The organism is Leifsonia virtsii (genome assembly GCF_030433675.1).
Lineage (GTDB): Bacteria > Actinomycetota > Actinomycetes > Actinomycetales > Microbacteriaceae > Leifsonia > Leifsonia virtsii.
The window spans coordinates 1099827-1119283 of record NZ_JAROCB010000001.1 but is presented as its reverse complement, the minus strand read 5'-3'; the positions used below and the strand labels follow the sequence as shown (position 1 = coordinate 1119283).

Genomic DNA, 19457 nt, shown 5'->3' with positions numbered 1-19457 from the left:
CGCACCGAAATCCACCGTTCGTACGTAAGGACTGATGACAGGCATGTCCACGGATGCAACCCCCAGTACAGTGTTGCCGTCCGCGACGCCGGGCAAGGCGTCGCCCGAGAACCTGACCGGCTCCCAGTCGGTCGTCCGCACCCTCGAGCTCCTCGGCGTCACCGACGTCTTCGGGCTGCCGGGTGGTGCGATCCTCCCCATCTACGACGCGATCATGGACTCGTCCAAGATCCGTCACATCCTGGTCCGCCACGAGCAGGGCGGCGGCCACGCGGCCGAAGGCTACGCGGTCGCGAGCAACAAGGTCGGCGTCGCCATGGCGACCTCCGGCCCCGGCGCGACCAACCTGGTCACCGCGATCATGGACGCGCACATGGACTCCGTGCCCGTCGTCTTCATCACCGGCCAGGTGTTCTCCACCCTGATGGGCACGGACGCGTTCCAGGAGGCCGACATCGTCGGCATCACCATGCCGATCACCAAGCACTCCTTCCTCGTGAAGAGCGTCGAGGAGATCCCGGCGACGATAGCGGCGGCGTACCACATCGCCGGCACCGGCCGCCCGGGTCCCGTCCTCGTCGACATCACGAAGGACGCGCAGCAGAACACGGCGCCGTTCGTCTGGCCGCCGAAGGTCGACCTGCCGGGCTACCGGCCGATCACCAAGGCCCACGGCAAGCAGGTGCTGGCAGCGGCCCAGCTGCTCGCCGAGGCGAAGAAGCCGGTGCTCTACGTCGGCGGCGGCGTCATCCGCTCGAAGGCGTCGCAGGAGCTCCTCGAGCTCGCCGAGGCGACGGGTGCGCCCGTCGTCACCACGCTGACCGCGCGCGGCGCGTTCCCCGACACGCACAAGCAGCACCTCGGCATGCCGGGCATGCACGGCACCGTCCCGGCGGTGCTGTCGCTGCAGGAGTCCGACCTGATCGTGTCGCTCGGCGCCCGGTTCGACGACCGCGTGACCGGCAACACGGCGCTGTTCGCGCCCAACGCGAAGATCGTGCACGTCGACGTCGACCCCGCCGAGATCTCCAAGATCCGCGTCGCCGACGTCCCCATCGTCGGCGATGCCAAGGACGTCATCGTCGATCTGACCGCGGCGTACCAGGACGCGACGAGGGCCGGCAAGCCCGAGCTGGTCGAGTGGTGGACCTACCTCAACGGGCTCCGCGAGGAGTTCCCGCTCGGGTACACGCCCACCACGGACGGGCTCCTCGCGCCGCAGTACGTCATCCAGCGCATCGGCGAGCTCACCGGACCGGAGGGCGTCTACACCGCCGGCGTCGGCCAGCACCAGATGTGGGCCGCGCAGTTCATCAAGTACGAGCGTCCGAACTCCTGGCTCAACTCCGGCGGCGCCGGGACGATGGGCTACTCGGTGCCCGCGGCGATGGGCGCCAAGGTGGCCCAGCCGGATCGCACGGTGTGGGCGATCGATGGAGACGGCTGCTTCCAGATGACTAATCAGGAGCTCGCCACCTGCACGATCAATGACATCCCGATCAAGGTCGCGATCATCAACAACTCGTCGCTCGGCATGGTGCGGCAGTGGCAGACCCTCTTCTACGACGGCCGCTACTCGAACACCGACCTGAACACGGGCCACGACACCGTTCGCGTCCCCGACTTCGTGAAGCTGGCGGAGGCGTACGGCGCCCTCGGCATCCGCGTCACGAAAGAGGAGGAGGTCGACGCCGCGATCAAGCTCGCCTTGGAGACCAACGACCGCCCGGTCGTGATCGACTTCGTCGTGAGCGCCGACGCGATGGTGTGGCCGATGGTGCCCCAGGGCGTCAGCAACAGCTACGTCCAGTACGCCCGCGACCACAGTCCGTCCTTCGGAGGGGAGTGACCCATGAGCACGCACGTTCTGAGCCTCCTCGTCGAGGACAAGCCCGGTCTGCTGACCCGTGTCGCGGGGCTGTTCGCCCGCCGCGGCTTCAACATCCACTCGCTCGCGGTGGGCACGAGCGAGGTCGACGGCCTCTCCCGCATCACCGTGGTCGTCGACGTCGAAGACCTCCCGCTCGAGCAGGTGACGAAGCAGCTGAACAAGCTCATCAACGTCATCAAGATCGTGGAGCTCGACCCCGCGCAGTCGGTGCAGCGCGAGCACCTGCTCATCAAGGTGCGCGTGGACAACTCCACCCGCTCGCAGGTGCTCGAGGCGGTCAACCTCTTCCGCGCCCGCGTGGTGGATGTCGCGACGGACGCCCTCGTCATCGAGGTCACCGGCGACAGTGGCAAGACGCAGGCGCTGCTCAAGGTGCTCGAGCCCTACGGCATCAAGGAGATGGCCCAGTCGGGCCTGCTCGCGATCGGCCGTGGCGGCAAGTCCATCACCGAGCGCGTCTTCAAGAACTAGAAACGTCCCCGAACCAATCAGCAAGGAGAAGCCAAGTGGCTGAGATCTACTACGACAACGACGCGGACCTCTCGATCATCCAGAACAAGAAGGTCGCGGTCATCGGCTACGGCTCGCAGGGCCACGCCCACGCGCAGAACCTGCGCGACTCGGGCGTCGAGGTCGTCATCGGCCTCAAGGAGGGCTCGAAGTCGAAGCCCAAGGCCGAGGAGGCGGGCTTCCGCGTCCTGAGCGCGGCCGACGCGGCCGCCTGGGCCGACGTCATCGTCATCCTCGCGCCGGACCAGGTCCAGCGCCACCTCTACGCCGACGACATCCAGGGCAACCTGCAGGAGGGCAACGCCCTCGTCTTCGGCCACGGGTTCAACATCCGCTTCGGCTACATCGAGGCGCCGGAGGGCGTCGACGTGATCATGGTCGCGCCGAAGGGCCCGGGCCACACGGTCCGCCGCGAGTACGAGGCCGGCCGTGGCGTCCCCGTCATCGTCGCCGTCGAGAAGGACGCGACCGGCAACGCCTGGCCGCTCGTCCTCTCCTACGCGAAGGGCATCGGCGGCCTGCGCGCCGGCGGCATCAAGACCACCTTCACCGAGGAGACCGAGACCGACCTGTTCGGCGAGCAGGCCGTCCTCTGCGGCGGCGTCTCGCAGCTCGTCCAGTACGGCTTCGAGACCCTGACCGAGGCCGGCTACCAGCCGCAGGTCGCCTACTTCGAGGTGCTGCACGAGCTCAAGCTCATCGTCGACCTGATGTGGGAGGGCGGCATCGCCAAGCAGCGCTGGAGCGTCTCCGACACGGCCGAGTACGGCGACTACGTCTCCGGCCCGCGCGTCATCGACCCGCACGTCAAGGAGAACATGAAGGCCGTTCTCGCCGACATCCAGGACGGCACCTTCGCCAAGCGCTTCATCGCCGACCAGGACGCGGGCGCGCCGGAGTTCCTCGCCCTCCGCAAGAAGGGCGAGCAGCACCCCATCGAGGCCACCGGCCGCGAGCTGCGCAAGCTCTTCGCCTGGAACGCCTCCAACGACGACGACTACGTCGACGGCGAGGTCGCTCGCTGAGCCCGACAGTCACGGTCACCGTGCCCTGATCACCGGGGTGCCGCGCATCGCGTGCGGTACCCCGGGATCGCGCCACGCGCGAGGGGCGTCGCTACAGCGCGCACACCAGGCACAGGGCGATCAGCACCACCTGCAGGACCGCGCGCGGCACCAGCGGCGTGGCGAACACTCCGAACCGCTCCGTCTTGCCCGCGGCGTAGGCGTTCGCCGGGAATACCGCGACGAGGAACACGACAAGGCAGATCGCGGCGGCGACCCGCGTCGCCGGGACCAGGAGCCCGATTCCGCCCGCCAGTTCGCAGACGCCCGTGAACGCCACCAGCGCACGCGGCGGGACCACCCTCACGGCCGGCGGGATCATCGCGGCCATGCCCCGCGCCGGACCCGGGACGAAGTGCAGGACGCCCATCCCCACGAACACGAGGGCGAGCGCGATGCGCAGGACGAGCTGGACGATCTCGAACGGGGTCACCGGTCCATCCTCTCCCGCACCGTCCGCCTCCGCTGCCGTAACGCGGCGAAAAGCGCGCTTGACGCCCCGCTAGAGTTAAGCCGTTCGGCGCCCCACCGACCGTGGCGCACTTCATCCCAAGCCAGCCCTCGCACCACCGTAAGGATCTGCCACGTGACAAAGCCGGTCGTCCTGATCGCCGAAGAACTCTCGCCCGCCACTGTCGACGCCCTCGGGCCCGACTTCGAGATCCGCTCGGTGGACGGCACCGACCGGCCGGCCCTGCTGTCCGCGGTCGCCGACGCCGACGCCATCCTCGTTCGCTCCGCCACGAAGGTCGACGCCGAGGTCATCGCCGCCGCGCCCGTGCTCAAGGTGGTCGCCCGCGCCGGGGTCGGCCTCGACAACGTCGACATCAAGGCCGCGACCAACGCCGGCGTCATGGTCGTCAACGCCCCGACCTCCAACATCATCTCGGCCGCCGAGCTCACGGTCGGCCACATCCTGAGCCTCGCCCGCCACATCCCGGCCGCGCACAACGCGCTCGCGCAGGGCCAGTGGAAGCGGTCGAAGTACACCGGCGTCGAGCTGTACGAGAAGACGGTCGGCATCATCGGCCTGGGCCGCATCGGCGCGCTCATCACGGCGCGGCTGCAGTCGTTCGGCACCAACGTGATCGCCTACGACCCGTACGTGACCAGCGCCCGGGCGCAGCAGCTCGGCGTCCAGCTGGTGACCCTCGACGAGCTGCTCGCGCAGGCCGACTTCGTCACCATCCACATGCCGAAGACTCCGGAGACGACCGGCATGATCTCCGACGACCAGCTGGCGCTGATGAAGGACACCGCGTTCATCGTCAACGTCGCCCGCGGCGGGCTCATCGACGAGGACGCCCTCTACCGCGCCCTCACCACCGGGACGATCGCCGGCGCCGGGCTCGACGTATTCGTGTCCGAGCCGCCGCAGGACTCGCCGCTGCTGGCGCTCGAGAACGTCGTCGTCACCCCGCACCTCGGCGCCTCCACCGACGAGGCGCAGGAGAAGGCGGGCGTCTCGGTCGCCCGCTCGGTGCGGCTCGCCCTCTCCGGCGAGCTGGTCCCGGACGCGGTCAACGTCGCGGGCGGCGTGATCGACCCCTACGTGCGCCCCGGCATCCCGCTCGTGGAGAAGCTCGGCCAGGTGTTCTCCGGCCTCGCCGGCAGCCCGGTCACCAGCGTCGACGTCGAGGTGCGCGGCGAGCTCGCCGACTACGACGTCAGCGTCCTGAAGCTCGCCGCGCTGAAGGGCATCTTCACCAACATCGTCAGCGAGACCGTCTCGTACGTGAACGCTCCGCTGCTCGCCGAGCAGCGCGGCATCGAGGTGCGCCTCATCACCGACTCCGTGAGCGAGGAGTACCGCAACCTCATCACGCTGCGCGGCGCGCTGAGCGACGGCTCGCAGATCTCGGTGTCCGGCACCCTGACCGGCCCGAAGCAGATCGAGAAGATCGTCGGCATCAACGGCTACGACGTGGAGGTGCCGGTCGCCGAGCACCTCGTCGTCATGGTCTACGACGACCGCCCCGGCATCGTGGCGGTCTACGGCCGGGAGTTCGGCGAGGCCGACATCAACATCGCCGGCATGCAGATCGCCCGCACCTCGGCCGGCGGCAAGGCGCTCAGCGTCCTCACGGTCGACTCGCGCGTGCCCGACGGCCTGCTCGAGAAGGTGCGCCTCGCGATCGACGCCGACCTGATGCAGGAGATCGACATCACCGAGTCCTGAGGCTCAGCGGCCCGACGGCCTCCCGCCTTCCGCGAACCGGCGGATCAGGGCGACGAGGTCGTCGATGTCCGTCTCATCCCGCAGCACGTTGTTGGCGGCGGGCAGCAGGGCGGTGTTGTAGTACATCCCGTCACCGATGAGCATGATCGTGCGCGCCACCAGCGGGTCGCCGACGGCCTCCTGCAGCACCTCGAGCCAGCGGCGCTGGGCGCTCGCGAGGGCGTCCCGCGCGCGGGGGTCGGCGGCCTGGGCCAGCCGGGCGATCGCGACGATGGCCCGCTCGAAGCGTGAGTCGGTGGGGATCGACGTGCGCAGGAAGTAGTCCACCGGGCCGTCCTCGGCCTCCCGCATGCGGCGGATGTCGTCCTCGATCAGGTCCGCGAACCGGTCGAGCACCCCGGAGGCGAGCGCCTCCTTCGACGCGAAGTGGTAGAGCAGGCCGCCTTTGGAGACCCCGGCGCGGGCGGCGACGGCGTCGAGGGTGGCGGCGCGCTCGCTCTGCTCCGCCAGCAGTTCCTCGTAGGCGTCGAGCACGCGATCCCGCGCGGAGCCTTGCGCCGCACCCGGGGCGGGGGAGGAGGCGGGAGTGGACGCGGCGGCGGGCGGCATGACGCCCATGGTAGCCGCATCCGCTTGCTACTGTACCGTCCAGACGGTACAGTAGCTGTCATGTCCTCGACCAGCACGCTCCCCGTTCCCGCAGTCACCCGCGCGGGTGCCCGCGGCTGGGCGGCGCTGGCCGTGCTCATGCTCCCGACGCTGCTGGTGTCGGTCGACAACACGGTGCTGAGCTTCGCGCTGCCGTCCATCTCCGAGGCGCTCCGGCCCTCGGCGACCGGGATGCTGTGGATCGTCGACGTGTACCCGCTTGTCCTCGCCGGGCTGCTCGTGGCCATGGGCAGTCTCGGCGACCGCATCGGCCGCCGCCGGCTGCTGCTCGTCGGCGCCACGGGGTTCGCCGCCGTGTCGGCCCTCGCCGCGTTCGCGCCGACGGCCGAGTGGCTCGTCGGAGCGCGTGCCGCTCTCGGTGTGTTCGGAGCGATGCTCATGCCCTCGACCCTGTCGCTGCTGCGCAGCGTCTTCCTCGACCGGGAGCAGCGGCGGCTCGCGATCGCGATCTGGGCCTCCGGCTTCGCGGCCGGGTCGGCGCTCGGCCCGATCGTCGGCGGCGTGCTGCTGGAGCACTTCTGGTGGGGCTCGGTGTTCCTGCTCGCGGTGCCCGTCCTCATCCCGCTGCTGGTGCTCGCGCCGCTGCTGGTCAAGGAGTCGCGCGACCCCGCACCCGGTCCGGTGGATGCGGTGAGCATCCTGCTCTCGCTGCTCACGATGGCGCCGGTCGTCTACGGCATCAAGGTGCTCGCGGTCGACGGGTTCTCGCCGGTCGCGGTCGGGGCGATCGTCCTCGGCGCGGCCTCGGGCGCCCTGTTCGTCCGGCGGCAGCTGCGGCGGCCGCAGCCGATGCTCGACATGCGGCTGTTCACCCGGCCGGCGTTCAGCGGGGCGATCGTGGTCAACCTGCTCAGCGTGATCTCGCTGGTCGGCTTCCTGTTCTTCGTGTCGCAGCACCTGCAGCTGGTGATCGGGCTCTCGCCCATCCAGTCGGGCCTGGTGCTGCTCCCCGGGCTCGTCACCATGATCGTTGCCGGGCTCGTGGTCGTTCCGGTCGCTCGGCGCATCCGGCCGGGTGCGGTGATCGCCGGAGGCCTGGTGCTCTCGGCCGCCGGGTACCTGCTGGTCGCGCTGACGGGCGGCGGTGCGCCGTGGGGCGTGCTGCTCGGGGCGTTCGTCCTCCTGGGCGCGGGGATCGGGGCCGCGGAGACGGTCTCGAACGAGCTCGTCATCTCGACCGCGCCTGCGGCGAAGGCCGGTGCGGCATCCGCTGTCTCGGAGACGGCCTACGAGCTGGGTGCTGTGCTCGGGACCGCGATCCTGGGCACCATCATCACGGCCTCGTACCGGGCGGCGCTGGTCGTGCCCGAGGGCCTTTCGGCCGGGCAGGCGGACGCGGCGGGGGAGACGCTGGGCGGCGCCGTCACGGTGGCCGGCTCGCTGCCCGGGCCGCTCGCCGAGCAGCTGCTGGACTCGGCGCGGGCCGCGTTCGACAGCGGCGTCGGCGTGACCGCGGTGATCGGCGTGGCGCTGGTCGCGACGGCGGCGATCGTGGCGCTCGTCACGCTCCGGCACGTGCGCTCCTGACGCCGCGGCGTCGCGCGCGCGGCGATAGGGTTGCTGTACCGAATCGATCGCCGACCACCGCAGGAGTGCCATGTCCCGTTCCGTCAAGCTCGCCGTCATCCCGGGCGACGGGATCGGTCCAGAGGTCATCGCCGAGGCGGTGAAGGTGCTCGACGCGGTGACGACGGGCAGCGGGCTGTCGTTCGAGAAGACGCACTTCTCGCTCGGCGCCGACCGCTACCTCGCCACCGGCGACGTGCTGACCGACGACGACCTGGCGGCGATCGCCGGCCACGACGCCATTCTGCTCGGCGCGGTCGGCGGCAAGCCGGGCGACCCGCGCCTCGCGGGCGCGAACATCGAGCGCGGGCTGCTGCTGAAGCTCCGGTTCTCCCTCGACCACTACGTCAACCTGCGGCCGACCACGCTGTTCCCGGGCATCGCGAGCCCGCTCGCTGCTCCCGGCGAGGTCGACTTCGTCGTGGTGCGCGAGGGCACGGAGGGGCCGTACGTTGGCAACGGCGGCGCGATCCGCCAGGGCACCCCGCACGAGATCGCCAACGAGGTCTCGGTCAACACCGCCTTCGGCGTCGAGCGCGTGGTGCGCTACGCCTTCGAGCAGGCGGAGCAGCGGCGCAGGAAGCTGACCCTCGTGCACAAGACCAACGTGCTCACGTTCGCCGGCGGCCTCTGGAAGCGGATCGTGGACCAGGTGGCCGCCGAGCACCCCGACGTGGCCGTCGACTACCTCCACGTCGATGCGGCGACCATCTTCCTGGTGACGGATCCTGCTAGATTCGATGTGATCGTCACGGACAACCTCTTCGGCGACATCCTCACCGACCTCGCGGCCGCGATCAGCGGCGGCATCGGGCTGGCGGCCTCGGGCAACATCAACCCGGCCGGGGCCTTCCCGAGCATGTTCGAACCGGTTCACGGATCGGCTCCGGACATCGCCGGCCAGCAGAAGGCCGACCCCACCGCCGCGATCCTGTCCACCGCGCTCCTCCTCCGCCACCTCGGCGAGAGGGAGCTCGCCGGGCTTGTCGAGCAGGCGGTGACCGCCGACCTCGCCGCCCGCACGGGCGCGTCCCGCTCCACCTCGGAGATCGGGGACGCGATCGCGGCCCGGGTGGCGCAGAATTGATTCACCGTCGCGCAAAGGATTGACATGACCTCGACCAGCATCAACCTCACCACCGGACCCACCGAGACCTCGGGCCTGCTCTGGAACGTCACCCGCAACGAAGCGGCGCGCGATGCCGCCGCACGCGCGGAGATCCTCGCCGACCCGGGCTTCGGCAACTACTTCACAGACCACATGGTCGACATCTGCTGGTCCGCGAAGGGCGGATGGCACCGCCCGCGCGTCTCGCCGTACGGCCCGATCCAGCTCGAGCCCTCCGCCGCGGTGTTCCACTACGCGCAGGAGATCTTCGAGGGCCTCAAGGCGTACCGCCACGAGGACGGCTCGATCCGCACCTTCCGCCCGGAGGCCAACGCCGCCCGCATGCAGCGCTCCGCGTACCGCCTCGCGCTCCCCGAGCTGCCGGTCGAGCACTTCCTCGACTCGCTGAAGCAGCTCATCGCGGTCGACGGCGACTGGGTACCGGACGCGCCGGAGACGAGCCTCTACCTGCGCCCGTTCATGTTCGCCAAGGAGGCGTTCCTCGGTGTCCGCCCGGCCAACAAGGTCGCGTACTACCTGATCGCGAGCCCGGCGGGCGCCTACTTCCCGAGCGGCGTCGCCCCCGTGTCCATCTGGCTGTCCGACCGCTGGTCGCGCGCAGGCAAGGGCGGCACGGGCGCTGCGAAGACCGGCGGCAACTACGCGTCGAGCCTGCTGCCGCAGGCCGAGGCGTACGAGCACGGCTGCGCCCAGGTGCTCTTCCTCGACTCGGTGGAGGGCAAGTACCTGGAAGAGCTCGGCGGCATGAACGTCGTGCTCGTCTACAAGGACGGCACCCTCGTGACCCCGGAATCCGACAGCATCCTCGAAGGCATCACGCTCGACTCGGTCCTGCAGCTCGCCCGCGACCGCGGCCACAAGGTGGAGCGCCGCAAGGTGACGATCGACGAGTGGCGCGACGGCGTGGAGTCCGGCGACATCGTCGAGGTCTTCGCCTGCGGCACCGCCGCGGTGATCACCCCGATCGGCGAGCTCAAGTCCGACACCTTCACGGTCGGCGACATCACCGCCCCTCCCGGCGAGCTGACCATGTCCCTGCGCCAGGAGCTGACCGACATCCAGTACGGCCGTGCCCGCGACCGCCACAACTGGATGTACCGCCTCGACGCGTAGCGCGCGCAGGAGGAGCGAGCGGTGACGGAGGAGGGTGACACGGTGTTCGCGGTCGTCGGCCCGGGCGCCGTCGGCGGGCTGTTCGCGTGGCTGTTGCAGCGGGCCGGGCACGAGGTCGTCGCGGTGGGGCGCCCGAACACCGTGGAGGCCATCCGCCGCGACGGCATCGAGGTGCGCAGCGAGGAGTTCGGCGACGGCGTGCAGCGCATCCGGGCCGACACCGAGGTCCCGGCCGGCGCGCACGTGATCGTCGCGACCAAGGCCTACGGCCTCGACGACGTCCTTCCCGGCATCGCGGCCGCGCGGCCGGTGGAGGTCGTGTCGTTCCTCAACGGTATCGAGCACATGGCGCCGCTGCGCGACGCGCTCCCCGGCGTGCCGGTCGCGGGCGCGTCCGTCGCCGTGTCGGCGCTGCGGGCCTCCACGACCGTGATCGACCACCGCAGCCGGTTCGTCCGCATCGAGGCGCCGGAGGCGGCGGCGGAGTTCGCCTCCATCCGCGCCCTCGCCGATGCCGGCCCCAGCGTGCGGACCGGCGGCACCGAGGCGGAGGTGCTGTGGGCGAAGTTCCGGCTGCTCGCCGCGCTCGCCCTGCTCACGTCGTACTGGCGCCAGCCGGCCGGCGCCGCCCTCAGCGAGGACCCCGAGCTCACCGAGGCCGTGGTGTCCGAGATCGTCGCCTGCTCCGTGGCCGAGGGCGTGCCCGTGGCGGAGCTCGACCTGGTGCGCGCGCTGCGCAGCGTCCCGGGCGGGATGCGCACCTCGCTGCAGGAGGACCTGGCCGCAGGCGCACCGAGCGAGCTCGACGCTCTCGGCGGCTCCCTGCTGCGCGTGGGGGAGCGGCACGGCATCTCGACCCCGGCCATCGCCCGGATCGTCGTGGAGCTGAGCGCGGCCGACTGACGGCGCCGACTGAGCCCGGCACCCGCGGCGGTAGGCTCGGACGCGTGAAGATCGCACGATTCAGCCACACCCGCGACGGCCAGCCCACCCCCGCCATCGACTACGGCATCGTCGACGAGGACGCCTTCGTCGTCCTCGCGGGCGACCCGATGTTCACCGGTTTCGACACGACGGGGGAGCGCATCCCGCTCGGCAAGGTCGGCTCGCTGCTCGCGCCGGTCATTCCGCGGTCGAAGGTCGTCGCGGTCGGCAAGAACTACCGCGAGCACGCCGCCGAGATGGGCGGCGAGGCGCCGGGGGAGCCGCTGCTGTTCCTGAAGCCGAACACCGCCGTCATCGGCCTGGGCGACGCGATCGTCGTTCCGCCGCAGTCCGAGCGCGTCGACTACGAGGGCGAGCTCGCGGTCGTCATCGGGAAGATCGCCCGCAACGTGCGGGCGGAGGACGCCGCGGAGCACATCTTCGGCTACACCGTCGCCAACGACGTCACCGCGCGCGACCTGCAGGAGAAGGACGGCCAGTGGACGCGCGCGAAGGGCTTCGACACCTTCTGTCCGCTCGGCCCGGTGATCGAGACCGAGCTCTCGCCCACCGCCGTGCTTCGCACGCGCCTGAACGGCGAGCTGAAGCAGGAGGCGCCGATCTCGGACATGGTGCACGACATCCCGTCGATCGTCGCCTATGCGTCCAGCGTCTTCACTCTGCTGCCGGGGGACGTCATCCTCACCGGCACGCCGTCCGGAATCGGGCCGATGAAGGCGGGAGACACGGTCGAGGTGGAGGTGGACGGCGTCGGCTCGCTCGTCAACCCGGTGCGCGCCCCGAAGTAGTCCGGTCGGCAGCATCCCGGCCGGTAGAATCGCGGATGTATGTCTGACTCGATCGCTCATCCCTTCTCCACCGCCACGGGCGCCGACGTGCGTGTGCGGTTCTGCCCGTCCCCGACCGGCACGCCCCACGTCGGCCTGATCCGCACGGCGCTGTTCAACTGGGCGTACGCCCGGCACACCGGCGGCAAGCTGATCTTCCGCATCGAGGACACCGACGCCGCTCGCGACAGCGAGGAGAGCTACGAGATGATCCTCGACGCGCTCCGCTGGCTGCGGCTCGACTGGGACGAGGGCATCGACGTGGGCGGCCCCGACGGCCCGTACCGGCAGTCGCAGCGCTACGACATCTACCGCGACCTGATCGCGCGGCTGGTCGAGTCGGGTCACATCTACGAGAGCTTCGCGACGGCGGAGGAGCTCGAGGCGCGCAACCTCTCGCTCGGTCGCGACCCGAAGCTCGGCTACGACAACTTCGAGCGCGACCTGACCGACGAGCAGAAGGCCGCCTACCGTGCCGAGGGTCGTCAGCCGGCGCTGCGCCTGCGCGTGCCGGACGACGACCTCAGCTTCGACGACCTGGTGCGCGGCGAGATCACCTTCAAGGCCGGGTCGTTCAGCGACTTCGTCGTGGTGCGCCCCAACGGCCACCCGCTGTACACGTTCGTGAACCCGGTCGACGACGCCCTCATGGGCATCACGCACGTGCTCCGCGGCGAGGACTTGCTGTCGTCCACCCCGCGCCAGATCGCGCTCTACCACGCGCTGATCGACGCCGGCGTGACGACGTTCGTGCCGCGCTTCGGCCACCTGCCGTACGTGATGGGCGAGGGCAACAAGAAGCTGTCGAAGCGCGACCCGGAGTCGAACCTGTTCCACCACCGCGACCGCGGGTTCATCCCCGAGGGTTTGGTGAACTACCTGGCCCTGCTGGGCTGGTCGCTCACGCACGACCGCGACATCTTCTCCCTCTCCGAGATGGTGGCCGCGTTCGATGTGAAGGATGTGAACCCCAACCCGGCCCGCTTCGACCTGAAGAAGGCGGAGTCGATCAACGGCGACCACATCCGGTTGCTGGATGTCGCCGACTTCGCCGAGCGCACCGTCCCGTATCTGATCAAGGCCGGGGTGGTGCAGGAGCCGTTGACGCCCGCACAGCGGGAGGTGCTGGCGAAGGCCGCGCCGCTGGTGCAGGAGCGTGTGCAGCTGCTCGGCGAGACGCCCGGGATGCTCGGCTTCCTGTTCACCGACGCCGCCTCGCTGGTCGTCGAGGACGATGCGCGCGCGTCCCTGCCCGCGAACGCGGGCGAGGTGCTCGCCGCCTCGCTCGGCGCGCTCGAGCTCGTGCCGGAGTCGGAGTGGACGCACGATGCCATCGAGACGGCGCTGCGGGAGGCGCTCGTGGAGGGCCTCGGGCTGAAGCCGCGGGTCGCCTTCGGTCCGCTTCGCGTTGCGCTGTCGGGTCGCCGGGTTTCGCCTCCGCTGTTCGAGTCGATGGAGATCCTCGGCAAGGCCGAGACGATCGCCCGACTCGACCGCCTGTCGGCGACGCTGGGGTAACGGCCGTGACCGAGGAGGCGTCGCCGCTGGACGCGTCGTACGAGGTGGTCGTCGTGGGCGGGGGACCCGCCGGGCTGTCGACCGCGCTGAACCTGGCCAGGGCGCGCCGGCGCGTGCTCGTCGTGGACGGCAACCGCCCGCGGCACGCGGCGACGCTGCGCGCACACGGGTTCCTCACGCGTGACGGGGTGTCCCCGCTCGACCTGCGCCGGATGGGCCGCGAAGAGGTCGACGCGTACGACAACGCGACCGTGGTGTTCGCCCAGGTCGCCGCGCTGACCGTCGAGGGCTCCGGCTTCCGCGTCGCCGGCCGCGGTGTGCGCGGCGGGGCGGACGTCGACGTCACGGCCGAGACCGTGGTGATCGCGACCGGCGTGACCGAGGCGATGCCCGCCATCCCGAGCCTGCGCGCCTACTACGGCACCCAGCTGCACAGCTGTGTGGAGTGCGACGGCTACGAGGAGGCCGGCCGGCCGCTCGCGCTGATCGGCGAGACGGCCGACCTGGCCGAGCGCGCGCTGCTGCTGACCCAGTGGACGGACGACCTGATCGTGTTCACGAACGGAGCAGGCACGGTGACGGAGGACGAGGAGCGGGCCCTCGCCCGGCTCGGCGTCGGCGTCGAGCGGCGCCGAATCGACGACGTGGTGGGCGAGAAGGGCGTCATGACCGGTGTCCGGCTCGAGGACGGGACTGTCGTCCCGCGCGCCGGCGGTTTCCTGCGACCGGTGTGGTCGCCGGCCCTCGGCTTCGCCGACGCTCTCGACCTGGATCGCGACGACGAGGGCTACCTGGTGACCGACCGGCAGGGCCGTACCTCCCTCCCCGGCGTGTATGCGGCGGGGGAGACGACGGCGCCCGGACCGCAGCAGCTGATCGTCGCCGCGGGCGCCGGCGCGACGGTCGCCGCCGCGGTCAACCGCGACCTGATCGGGCTCGCTCTGGACGACGCCGCCGTTTTGTAGTCCGGCCCGCGGGTAGGCTAGAGTTGGTTCTCGTGCCCGGGCCGCGGTTCGGAGCAGTGGGGTATGGTGTAATTGGCAACACGGCTGATTCTGGTTCAGTTGTTCTTGGTTCGAGTCCAGGTACCCCAGCAGTAGCGAAAGCGTTCGAAGGCCCGGTTTCCCGGGCCTTTTCTGTTGCACCCGAGCGGCCGGCTCGCGACCGCGACTGCACCCTCCCGGAACGTTTGCGGGCGCGCGCCGCGCCGCAGATGTTCCGGACCGCCGCAGTCGCGGGATGAGCGCGTGCGGGGGCTTCCCGCAGCGTCCGGGCCCGAGGCATCATGGGCGCGTGGCAGACACGGAAGGACCCGGCATCGTCGGCGTCGGAACCATCGGCATCCCGGTGAGCGACCAGGATCGCGCGCTCGCCTTCTACCGCGACGTGCTCGGCTTCGAGGTGCGCGTCGATGCGCCGCTGCCGCAGCTCGGGGCGCGGTGGATCATGCTCGCGCCGCCCGGTTCCGCGGTGTCCGTGTCGCTGGTGCGCGCGAGCGAGGATGCGCCCGCGGGCGTCGAGACCGGCATCCGGTTCGAGACCGTGGATGCCGAACGCGCGCACCGCAGTCTGAGCGAGCGCGGTGTGGATGTCGGCGAGCTTCTGCGCTGGTCCGGCGTGCCGGCGATGTTCGCGGTGCACGACGCCGAGGGGAACCGGTTCGAGATCGTCGAGCGCGACCAGGGCTAGCTCCCCGTTGGCGGATCGTCGGGACCAGTCGCTATGCTTCGGAGCAGGGGGTGGTCACGATGAGCGCACTGCTTGCGGGACTTGAGAACGACGAGCGCCGGCGTCGGCGAGTGGCTCTGCTGTGGGTGGTGGCCTGCGTCACCGGAGCCGGCACCTGGCTGACCGCGCCGTTCGGCGTCGCGCTGGTCGCCCGGGGCGAGACCGTCGGCTGGGCGCTGATCGCGGCGGGGGTCGCGCTGCTCGCGGCGACCGTCCTCGCGGTGCTCTTCGCCCGCCGGATGCACCGACGCCCGGAGAGCCTCCCCGGCAAGGCGAACCCGCGGTTCGACGAGCCGGAGCCGTCGCCAGACCCGCGCGGCGGCTACTCCATGAACGGCTCCATGCTCGGCTCCCGCTGAGCGGCCCGCGCACTCCGGGCCCCGCCTCCCGCGGGGGCCTTTCGTCCCTGCCGCCCCGACCGCGGACCTGACTCCATTGGAGTGAGCGGGTCGCGCGCTCGGGAGCGTCCGCGGCCGGGGAGGAGGCGCGGTGGCGCCGCAGCCGGACGAACGGCCCACACGGGAGCCCATCGACACCCTGCTCCGCGACCTCAAGACCGGACGGGACGGGCTCGGCAGCAGGGAGGCCGCCCGGCGGCTCGCCATCCACGGCCCCAACACACTGCCGACGGGGCGGCGTGCGAGCTGGCTGCGGGAGCTGGTGCGGCAGTTCACGCACCCGCTCGCGCTGCTGCTCTGGGTGGCCGCCGGGCTGGCCTGGGTGGCCGGGACGCCCGTCCTGTGCTGGGCGATCCTCGCGGTCATCGTCATCAACGCGGTCGTCGCCTACCTGCAGGGGAGGCAGGCGGAGCGGGCGATCGAGGCGCTGTCCCGTTACCTTCCGCAGCAGGCGACGGTGATCCGCGACGGCGTCGCGTCTGAGGTGCCGGCGGTCGATCTGGTGCCCGGCGACGTCATCCTGGTGACCGAGGGCGACCGCGTCTCCGCCGACGCGCGGCTGATCGAGGGGAGCGTCGAGATGGACCTCTCCACGTTGACCGGCGAGTCGGCTCCCGTCGTCCGGTCGGCCGGTGCGGAGGACACGGCGGACCGGCTGATCGACGCTCCGGATGCGGTGTTCTCCGGCGCGCAGTGCACGTCCGGGCAGGCGCGTGCGGTCGCGTTCGCGACCGGGGCGGCGACCGAGCTCGGCCGGATCGCGACCCTCTCGCGCCAGGCGACGCCGCTGCTCAGTCCGCTGGAGCGGCAGGTCCGGCGCTCCACCTGGCTGATCGCGGGGGTCGCGGTCGGGGTCGGCGCGCTCTTCCTTCCGCTCGGGCTGCTGGCGGGGCTGTCGCTGCCCGAGGCCGCCGTCTTCGCCATCGGACTGCTGGTCGCGAACGTTCCCGAGGGCCTTCTGCCGACCATCACCCTCGCGCTCGCGGTGGGCGTGCGGGTGCTGGCGCGTCAGGGCGCGCTGGTGAAGCAGCTCTCCGCGGTGGAGACGCTGGGCTCGACCACCGTGATCTGCACGGACAAGACGGGGACGCTTACCCGCAACACGATGACGGTCACCGCGGTGTGGAGCGCGGGACGGACGGTGGACCCGGTGTCACCGGACGCGGCGCTCGGCCCGCTCGCCCAAGTCATGGTGGACTGCAACCAGCTGGAGCGCCTGTCCGACCCGATGGAGGTGGCCCTGCGGGAGGCGGGGGAGCTGCTCGGCGCCCGCGTGGCGCCGCGGGTCGAGACCTTCCCGTTCGACGCGGAGCGGAAGCGGATGAGCGTGGTGAGCCGCCGCGGCGACCGTCTTCTCGTCGCGGTGAAGGGGGCGCCGGAGCTGCTGCTCCCGCTGTGCGACTCGGTCTTCGACGGCACGCGTGCGCGGCCGGCGACGGAGAGCGACAGGCGGGAGGTGCTCGATGAGGTGGACGGGTTCGCCCGGCACGGTCTGCGGGTGCTGGCGCTCGCATCCCGGGAGGTGCCGGCTCCGCCGGAGGACGCGGCCGCGGCCGAGTCCGGCCTCTGCCTCCTCGGGCTGGTCGCCCTCCTCGACCCGCCGCGGCCCGAGGTGCCCGCGGCGGTCGCGGCCTGCCACAGCGCGGGGATCACCATCCACGTCGTCACCGGCGACAACGGCACGACAGCGAGCGAGGTGGCGCGCCAGGTCGGCATCGCGACGGACCGCGTCGTCACGGGAAGCGAGGCGGACGCCCTCTCGGAGCCCGAGCTGGATGCGCTGCTCGCCCAGCCGGGAGAGGTCGTCTTCGCCCGCAGCACGCCGGAGGGGAAGCTCCGGATCGCCGAGGCGCTGCAGCAGGAGGGCCAGACGGTGGCGATGACCGGCGACGGGGTGAACGACGCCCCGGCCCTCCACCGGGCCGACATCGGCGTCGCCATGGGCCGCTCGGGGACGGATGTCGCCCGTCAGGCGGCGACGATGGTGCTCACCGACGACAACTTCGCGACGATCGTGACAGCGATCCGGGAGGGGCGGCGCGCGTACGACAACCTGCGCAAGTTCGTGCTCTACATCTTCGTGCACGCGGTGCCGGAGGTCGTGCCGTTCATGCTGTTCGCGTTGTCCGGCGGCGCGATCCCGCTCCCGTTGACGGTGCTGCAGATCCTGGCGATCGATCTGGGGACCGAGATCCTGCCCGCCCTCGCACTCGGCCGGGAGAAGGCGGAGCCCGACGTGATGTCGCGACGCCCGCGCCCCCGCTCGGAGCCGCTCATCACGCGCCGCCTGCTGGTGCGGGCGTGGGGGCTCATGGGGGTGCTCTCGGCCGCGCTGGCCCTCGGCGCGTTCTTCGCGGTGCTCGTCGCCGGCGGGTGGACGCCGGGGGCACCCGTGGGGCCCGGCGACCCACTCCACGGCGTCTACCTGCAGGCGACGACGGCGACCTTCCTCACGATCGTCGCCTGCCAGGTCGGCACGGCGTTCGCGGCGCGCACCGAGCGGACCTCGCTCCGCCGGCTCGGCGTGCTGAGCAACCCGCCGCTGCTGGCCGCCATCGGCGTCGAGCTGCTCTTCGCCGCCGCCCTCTGCTTCGTGCCCGTTCTGCAGACGGTGTTCGGGACGGCGCCGCCGCCGTGGTGGCTCATCCTCTTCCTGCTGCCGTGCCCGGTGATCGTCTGGGGCGCGGACGAGGCGGCCCGCTGGTTCGGCCGGCGGTCTGCGCGGGCACCGTCGCGACCTCGTCGTCCGTCGTCTGGGTGAAGTCGCGGTGCGCCTGGCCGCGCGGGCGGGACCTAGTGCCCATGGCACGCACGCGGGGGCCGCTACAGTCGGCGCCACCGCGGCTGAGCGCGGTGTACCCGAGAAGGAGGCCGCCACCATGGAGCAGCATCCCGTCGACGCCCGCCCGGTCCGGCAGATCCTCACCGTGACGCTGAATCCGGCCCTCGACATCAGTGCCTCCACGCAGGACGTGGTGAGCGAGCACAAGCTGCGCTGCACCGGGAGCCGCCTGGATCCCGGAGGGGGCGGCGTCAACGTGTCGCGGGTCATCCACCGCCTGGGCGGCCGGAGCCTCGCCCTGTACACCGCGGGAGGCGCGATCGGGGAGGCCTACCGGCGCCTCGTCGACGCCGAGCGGGTGCCGAGCGTCGTCGTGCCGATCGCCGGGCAGACCCGGCAGAGCCTGAGCGTCGAGGAGCGTGCGACGGGAGCGCAGTACCGGTTCGTGCTCGAGGGGCCGACCCTCTCCGAGGAGGAGTGGGGTGCGTGCCTCGACGTGATCGGGCAGACCGTCGCCCCGGGCGGGTTCCTGGTGGCGAGCGGGAGCCTTCCGCCGGGTGTTCCGGCGGACTTCTACGCCAGAGCCGTCCGGCTGGCCAAGGAGGCGGGGGCGGACTGCATCGTCGACGCGTCCGGGCCGGCGCTTGGCGCGGCCCTGGCCGAGGGCGTCTTCGCGGTCGCGCCGAGCGGTCGGGAGCTCGAACAGCTCGCGGGCGCTCCGCTGCCGACCCCCGACGACCGGATCGAGGCGGCCACCGCACTCGCGGCCGACGGCTCGGCGCGCTACGTCGCCCTCACCCTCGGCGCCGACGGGGCCGTGCTCGTCTCGGCCGAGGGCGTCCTCCGGCTTGCGGCGCCCGTGGTGGAGGTCGTCAGCGCCGTCGGCGCCGGCGACGCCTTCGTCGCGGGCTTCGTCCTCCGGCTCGCGCAGTCGCGCTCGGTGGAGGCGGCGTTCCGCGCGGCCGTGGCGGCCGGCACCGCCGCCGTCATCACCCCCGCGACCGCCCTCTGCGATCGCGCCGACGTCGAACGGTTCGAGGCGGTGCTCGACCGGGGCTGACCGGCCCGGCCCCGACGGCGGGCCGAAAGCCCCTGTGGCGGCCGTCGCCGCCCGACGTACCGTCGCCCCGACGCGTGG

17 protein-coding genes and 1 tRNA gene are annotated in these 19457 nt (G+C 71.5%); 16 read left to right on the top strand and 2 right to left on the bottom strand.

Translation table 11 applies throughout. The features are described from left to right. The first annotated feature begins 43 nt into the window (after window positions 1–43). From P5G59_RS05415 to ilvC, 3 genes are read left to right on the top strand one after another with little or no spacing between them, the layout of a single operon-like run. Entirely contained in the window at window positions 44–1849 is a 1806-nt protein-coding gene (locus P5G59_RS05415) for an acetolactate synthase large subunit (RefSeq protein ID WP_301216742.1), read from the top strand. Between the two features lie 3 nt (window positions 1850–1852). Further along, complete coding sequence (ilvN, locus tag P5G59_RS05410; protein WP_064108653.1) at window positions 1853–2362, top strand: acetolactate synthase small subunit; 510 nt, start codon at window positions 1853–1855, stop codon at window positions 2360–2362. Between the two features lie 35 nt (window positions 2363–2397). Continuing rightward, window positions 2398–3426: a ketol-acid reductoisomerase gene (gene ilvC, locus P5G59_RS05405; protein ID WP_301216739.1), complete on the top strand. Its 1029-nt coding sequence runs from the start codon at window positions 2398–2400 to the stop codon at window positions 3424–3426. A 91-nt stretch (window positions 3427–3517) separates the two neighbouring features. Here ilvC and P5G59_RS05400 read toward each other — a convergent pair whose 3' ends face one another. Beyond that, entirely contained in the window at window positions 3518–3898 is a 381-nt protein-coding gene (locus P5G59_RS05400; RefSeq protein ID WP_301216737.1) for a DoxX family protein, read from the bottom strand. Between the two features lie 153 nt (window positions 3899–4051). Here P5G59_RS05400 and serA point away from each other — a divergent pair, with 153 nt between their 5' ends. After that, complete coding sequence (gene serA / locus P5G59_RS05395) at window positions 4052–5644, top strand: phosphoglycerate dehydrogenase (protein ID WP_301216735.1); 1593 nt, start codon at window positions 4052–4054, stop codon at window positions 5642–5644. A 3-nt stretch (window positions 5645–5647) separates the two neighbouring features. Here the strand turns inward: serA and P5G59_RS05390 are convergent, their stop codons facing one another. After that, on the bottom strand, window positions 5648–6253 hold the full coding sequence (locus tag P5G59_RS05390) for a TetR/AcrR family transcriptional regulator (protein ID WP_301216733.1): 606 nt from the start codon (window positions 6251–6253) through the stop codon (window positions 5648–5650). A 60-nt stretch (window positions 6254–6313) separates the two neighbouring features. On the opposite strand from P5G59_RS05390, the gene P5G59_RS05385 reads away from it, so the two are divergent. The 12 genes from P5G59_RS05385 (at window position 6314) to P5G59_RS05330 (ending at window position 19379) form a co-directional block, all read left to right on the top strand. After that, window positions 6314–7840, top strand: coding sequence for an MFS transporter (locus P5G59_RS05385; protein WP_301216731.1), 1527 nt, complete (start codon window positions 6314–6316; stop codon window positions 7838–7840). A 70-nt stretch (window positions 7841–7910) separates the two neighbouring features. Continuing rightward, the gene (locus tag P5G59_RS05380; protein ID WP_301216729.1) at window positions 7911–8966 is read left to right on the top strand and encodes a 3-isopropylmalate dehydrogenase; all 1056 of its coding nucleotides are present in this window, start codon (window positions 7911–7913) and stop codon (window positions 8964–8966) included. 24 nt (window positions 8967–8990) lie between these two features. Beyond that, the gene (locus P5G59_RS05375; protein WP_301216727.1) at window positions 8991–10121 is read left to right on the top strand and encodes a branched-chain amino acid aminotransferase; all 1131 of its coding nucleotides are present in this window, start codon (window positions 8991–8993) and stop codon (window positions 10119–10121) included. A gap of 21 nt (window positions 10122–10142) precedes the next feature. Further along, a complete protein-coding gene (locus P5G59_RS05370; protein ID WP_301216725.1) occupies window positions 10143–11024 on the top strand; it encodes a ketopantoate reductase family protein in 882 nt (293 codons plus the stop codon). Between the two features lie 44 nt (window positions 11025–11068). Then, window positions 11069–11854, top strand: a complete 786-nt coding sequence (locus P5G59_RS05365; RefSeq protein WP_301216723.1) for a fumarylacetoacetate hydrolase family protein — start codon at window positions 11069–11071, stop codon at window positions 11852–11854. A gap of 39 nt (window positions 11855–11893) precedes the next feature. Next, window positions 11894–13411 (top strand): glutamate--tRNA ligase, encoded by a 1518-nt coding sequence (gene gltX / locus P5G59_RS05360; protein WP_301216721.1) that lies wholly within the window; start codon window positions 11894–11896, stop codon window positions 13409–13411. A 5-nt stretch (window positions 13412–13416) separates the two neighbouring features. Further along, entirely contained in the window at window positions 13417–14376 is a 960-nt protein-coding gene (locus P5G59_RS05355; RefSeq protein ID WP_301216719.1) for an NAD(P)/FAD-dependent oxidoreductase, read from the top strand. A 57-nt stretch (window positions 14377–14433) separates the two neighbouring features. Further along, window positions 14434–14505: transfer RNA gene (locus tag P5G59_RS05350), tRNA-Gln, on the top strand. A gap of 199 nt (window positions 14506–14704) precedes the next feature. Then, window positions 14705–15100, top strand: coding sequence for a VOC family protein (locus tag P5G59_RS05345; RefSeq protein WP_301216717.1), 396 nt, complete (start codon window positions 14705–14707; stop codon window positions 15098–15100). 59 nt (window positions 15101–15159) lie between these two features. Then, complete coding sequence (locus tag P5G59_RS05340; protein ID WP_301216715.1) at window positions 15160–15498, top strand: hypothetical protein; 339 nt, start codon at window positions 15160–15162, stop codon at window positions 15496–15498. 130 nt (window positions 15499–15628) lie between these two features. Then, the gene (locus tag P5G59_RS05335; RefSeq protein WP_301216713.1) at window positions 15629–18298 is read left to right on the top strand and encodes a cation-translocating P-type ATPase; all 2670 of its coding nucleotides are present in this window, start codon (window positions 15629–15631) and stop codon (window positions 18296–18298) included. 118 nt (window positions 18299–18416) lie between these two features. Next, window positions 18417–19379, top strand: a complete 963-nt coding sequence (locus P5G59_RS05330; RefSeq protein WP_301216711.1) for a 1-phosphofructokinase family hexose kinase — start codon at window positions 18417–18419, stop codon at window positions 19377–19379. The last annotated feature ends 78 nt before the right edge of the window (window positions 19380–19457 follow it).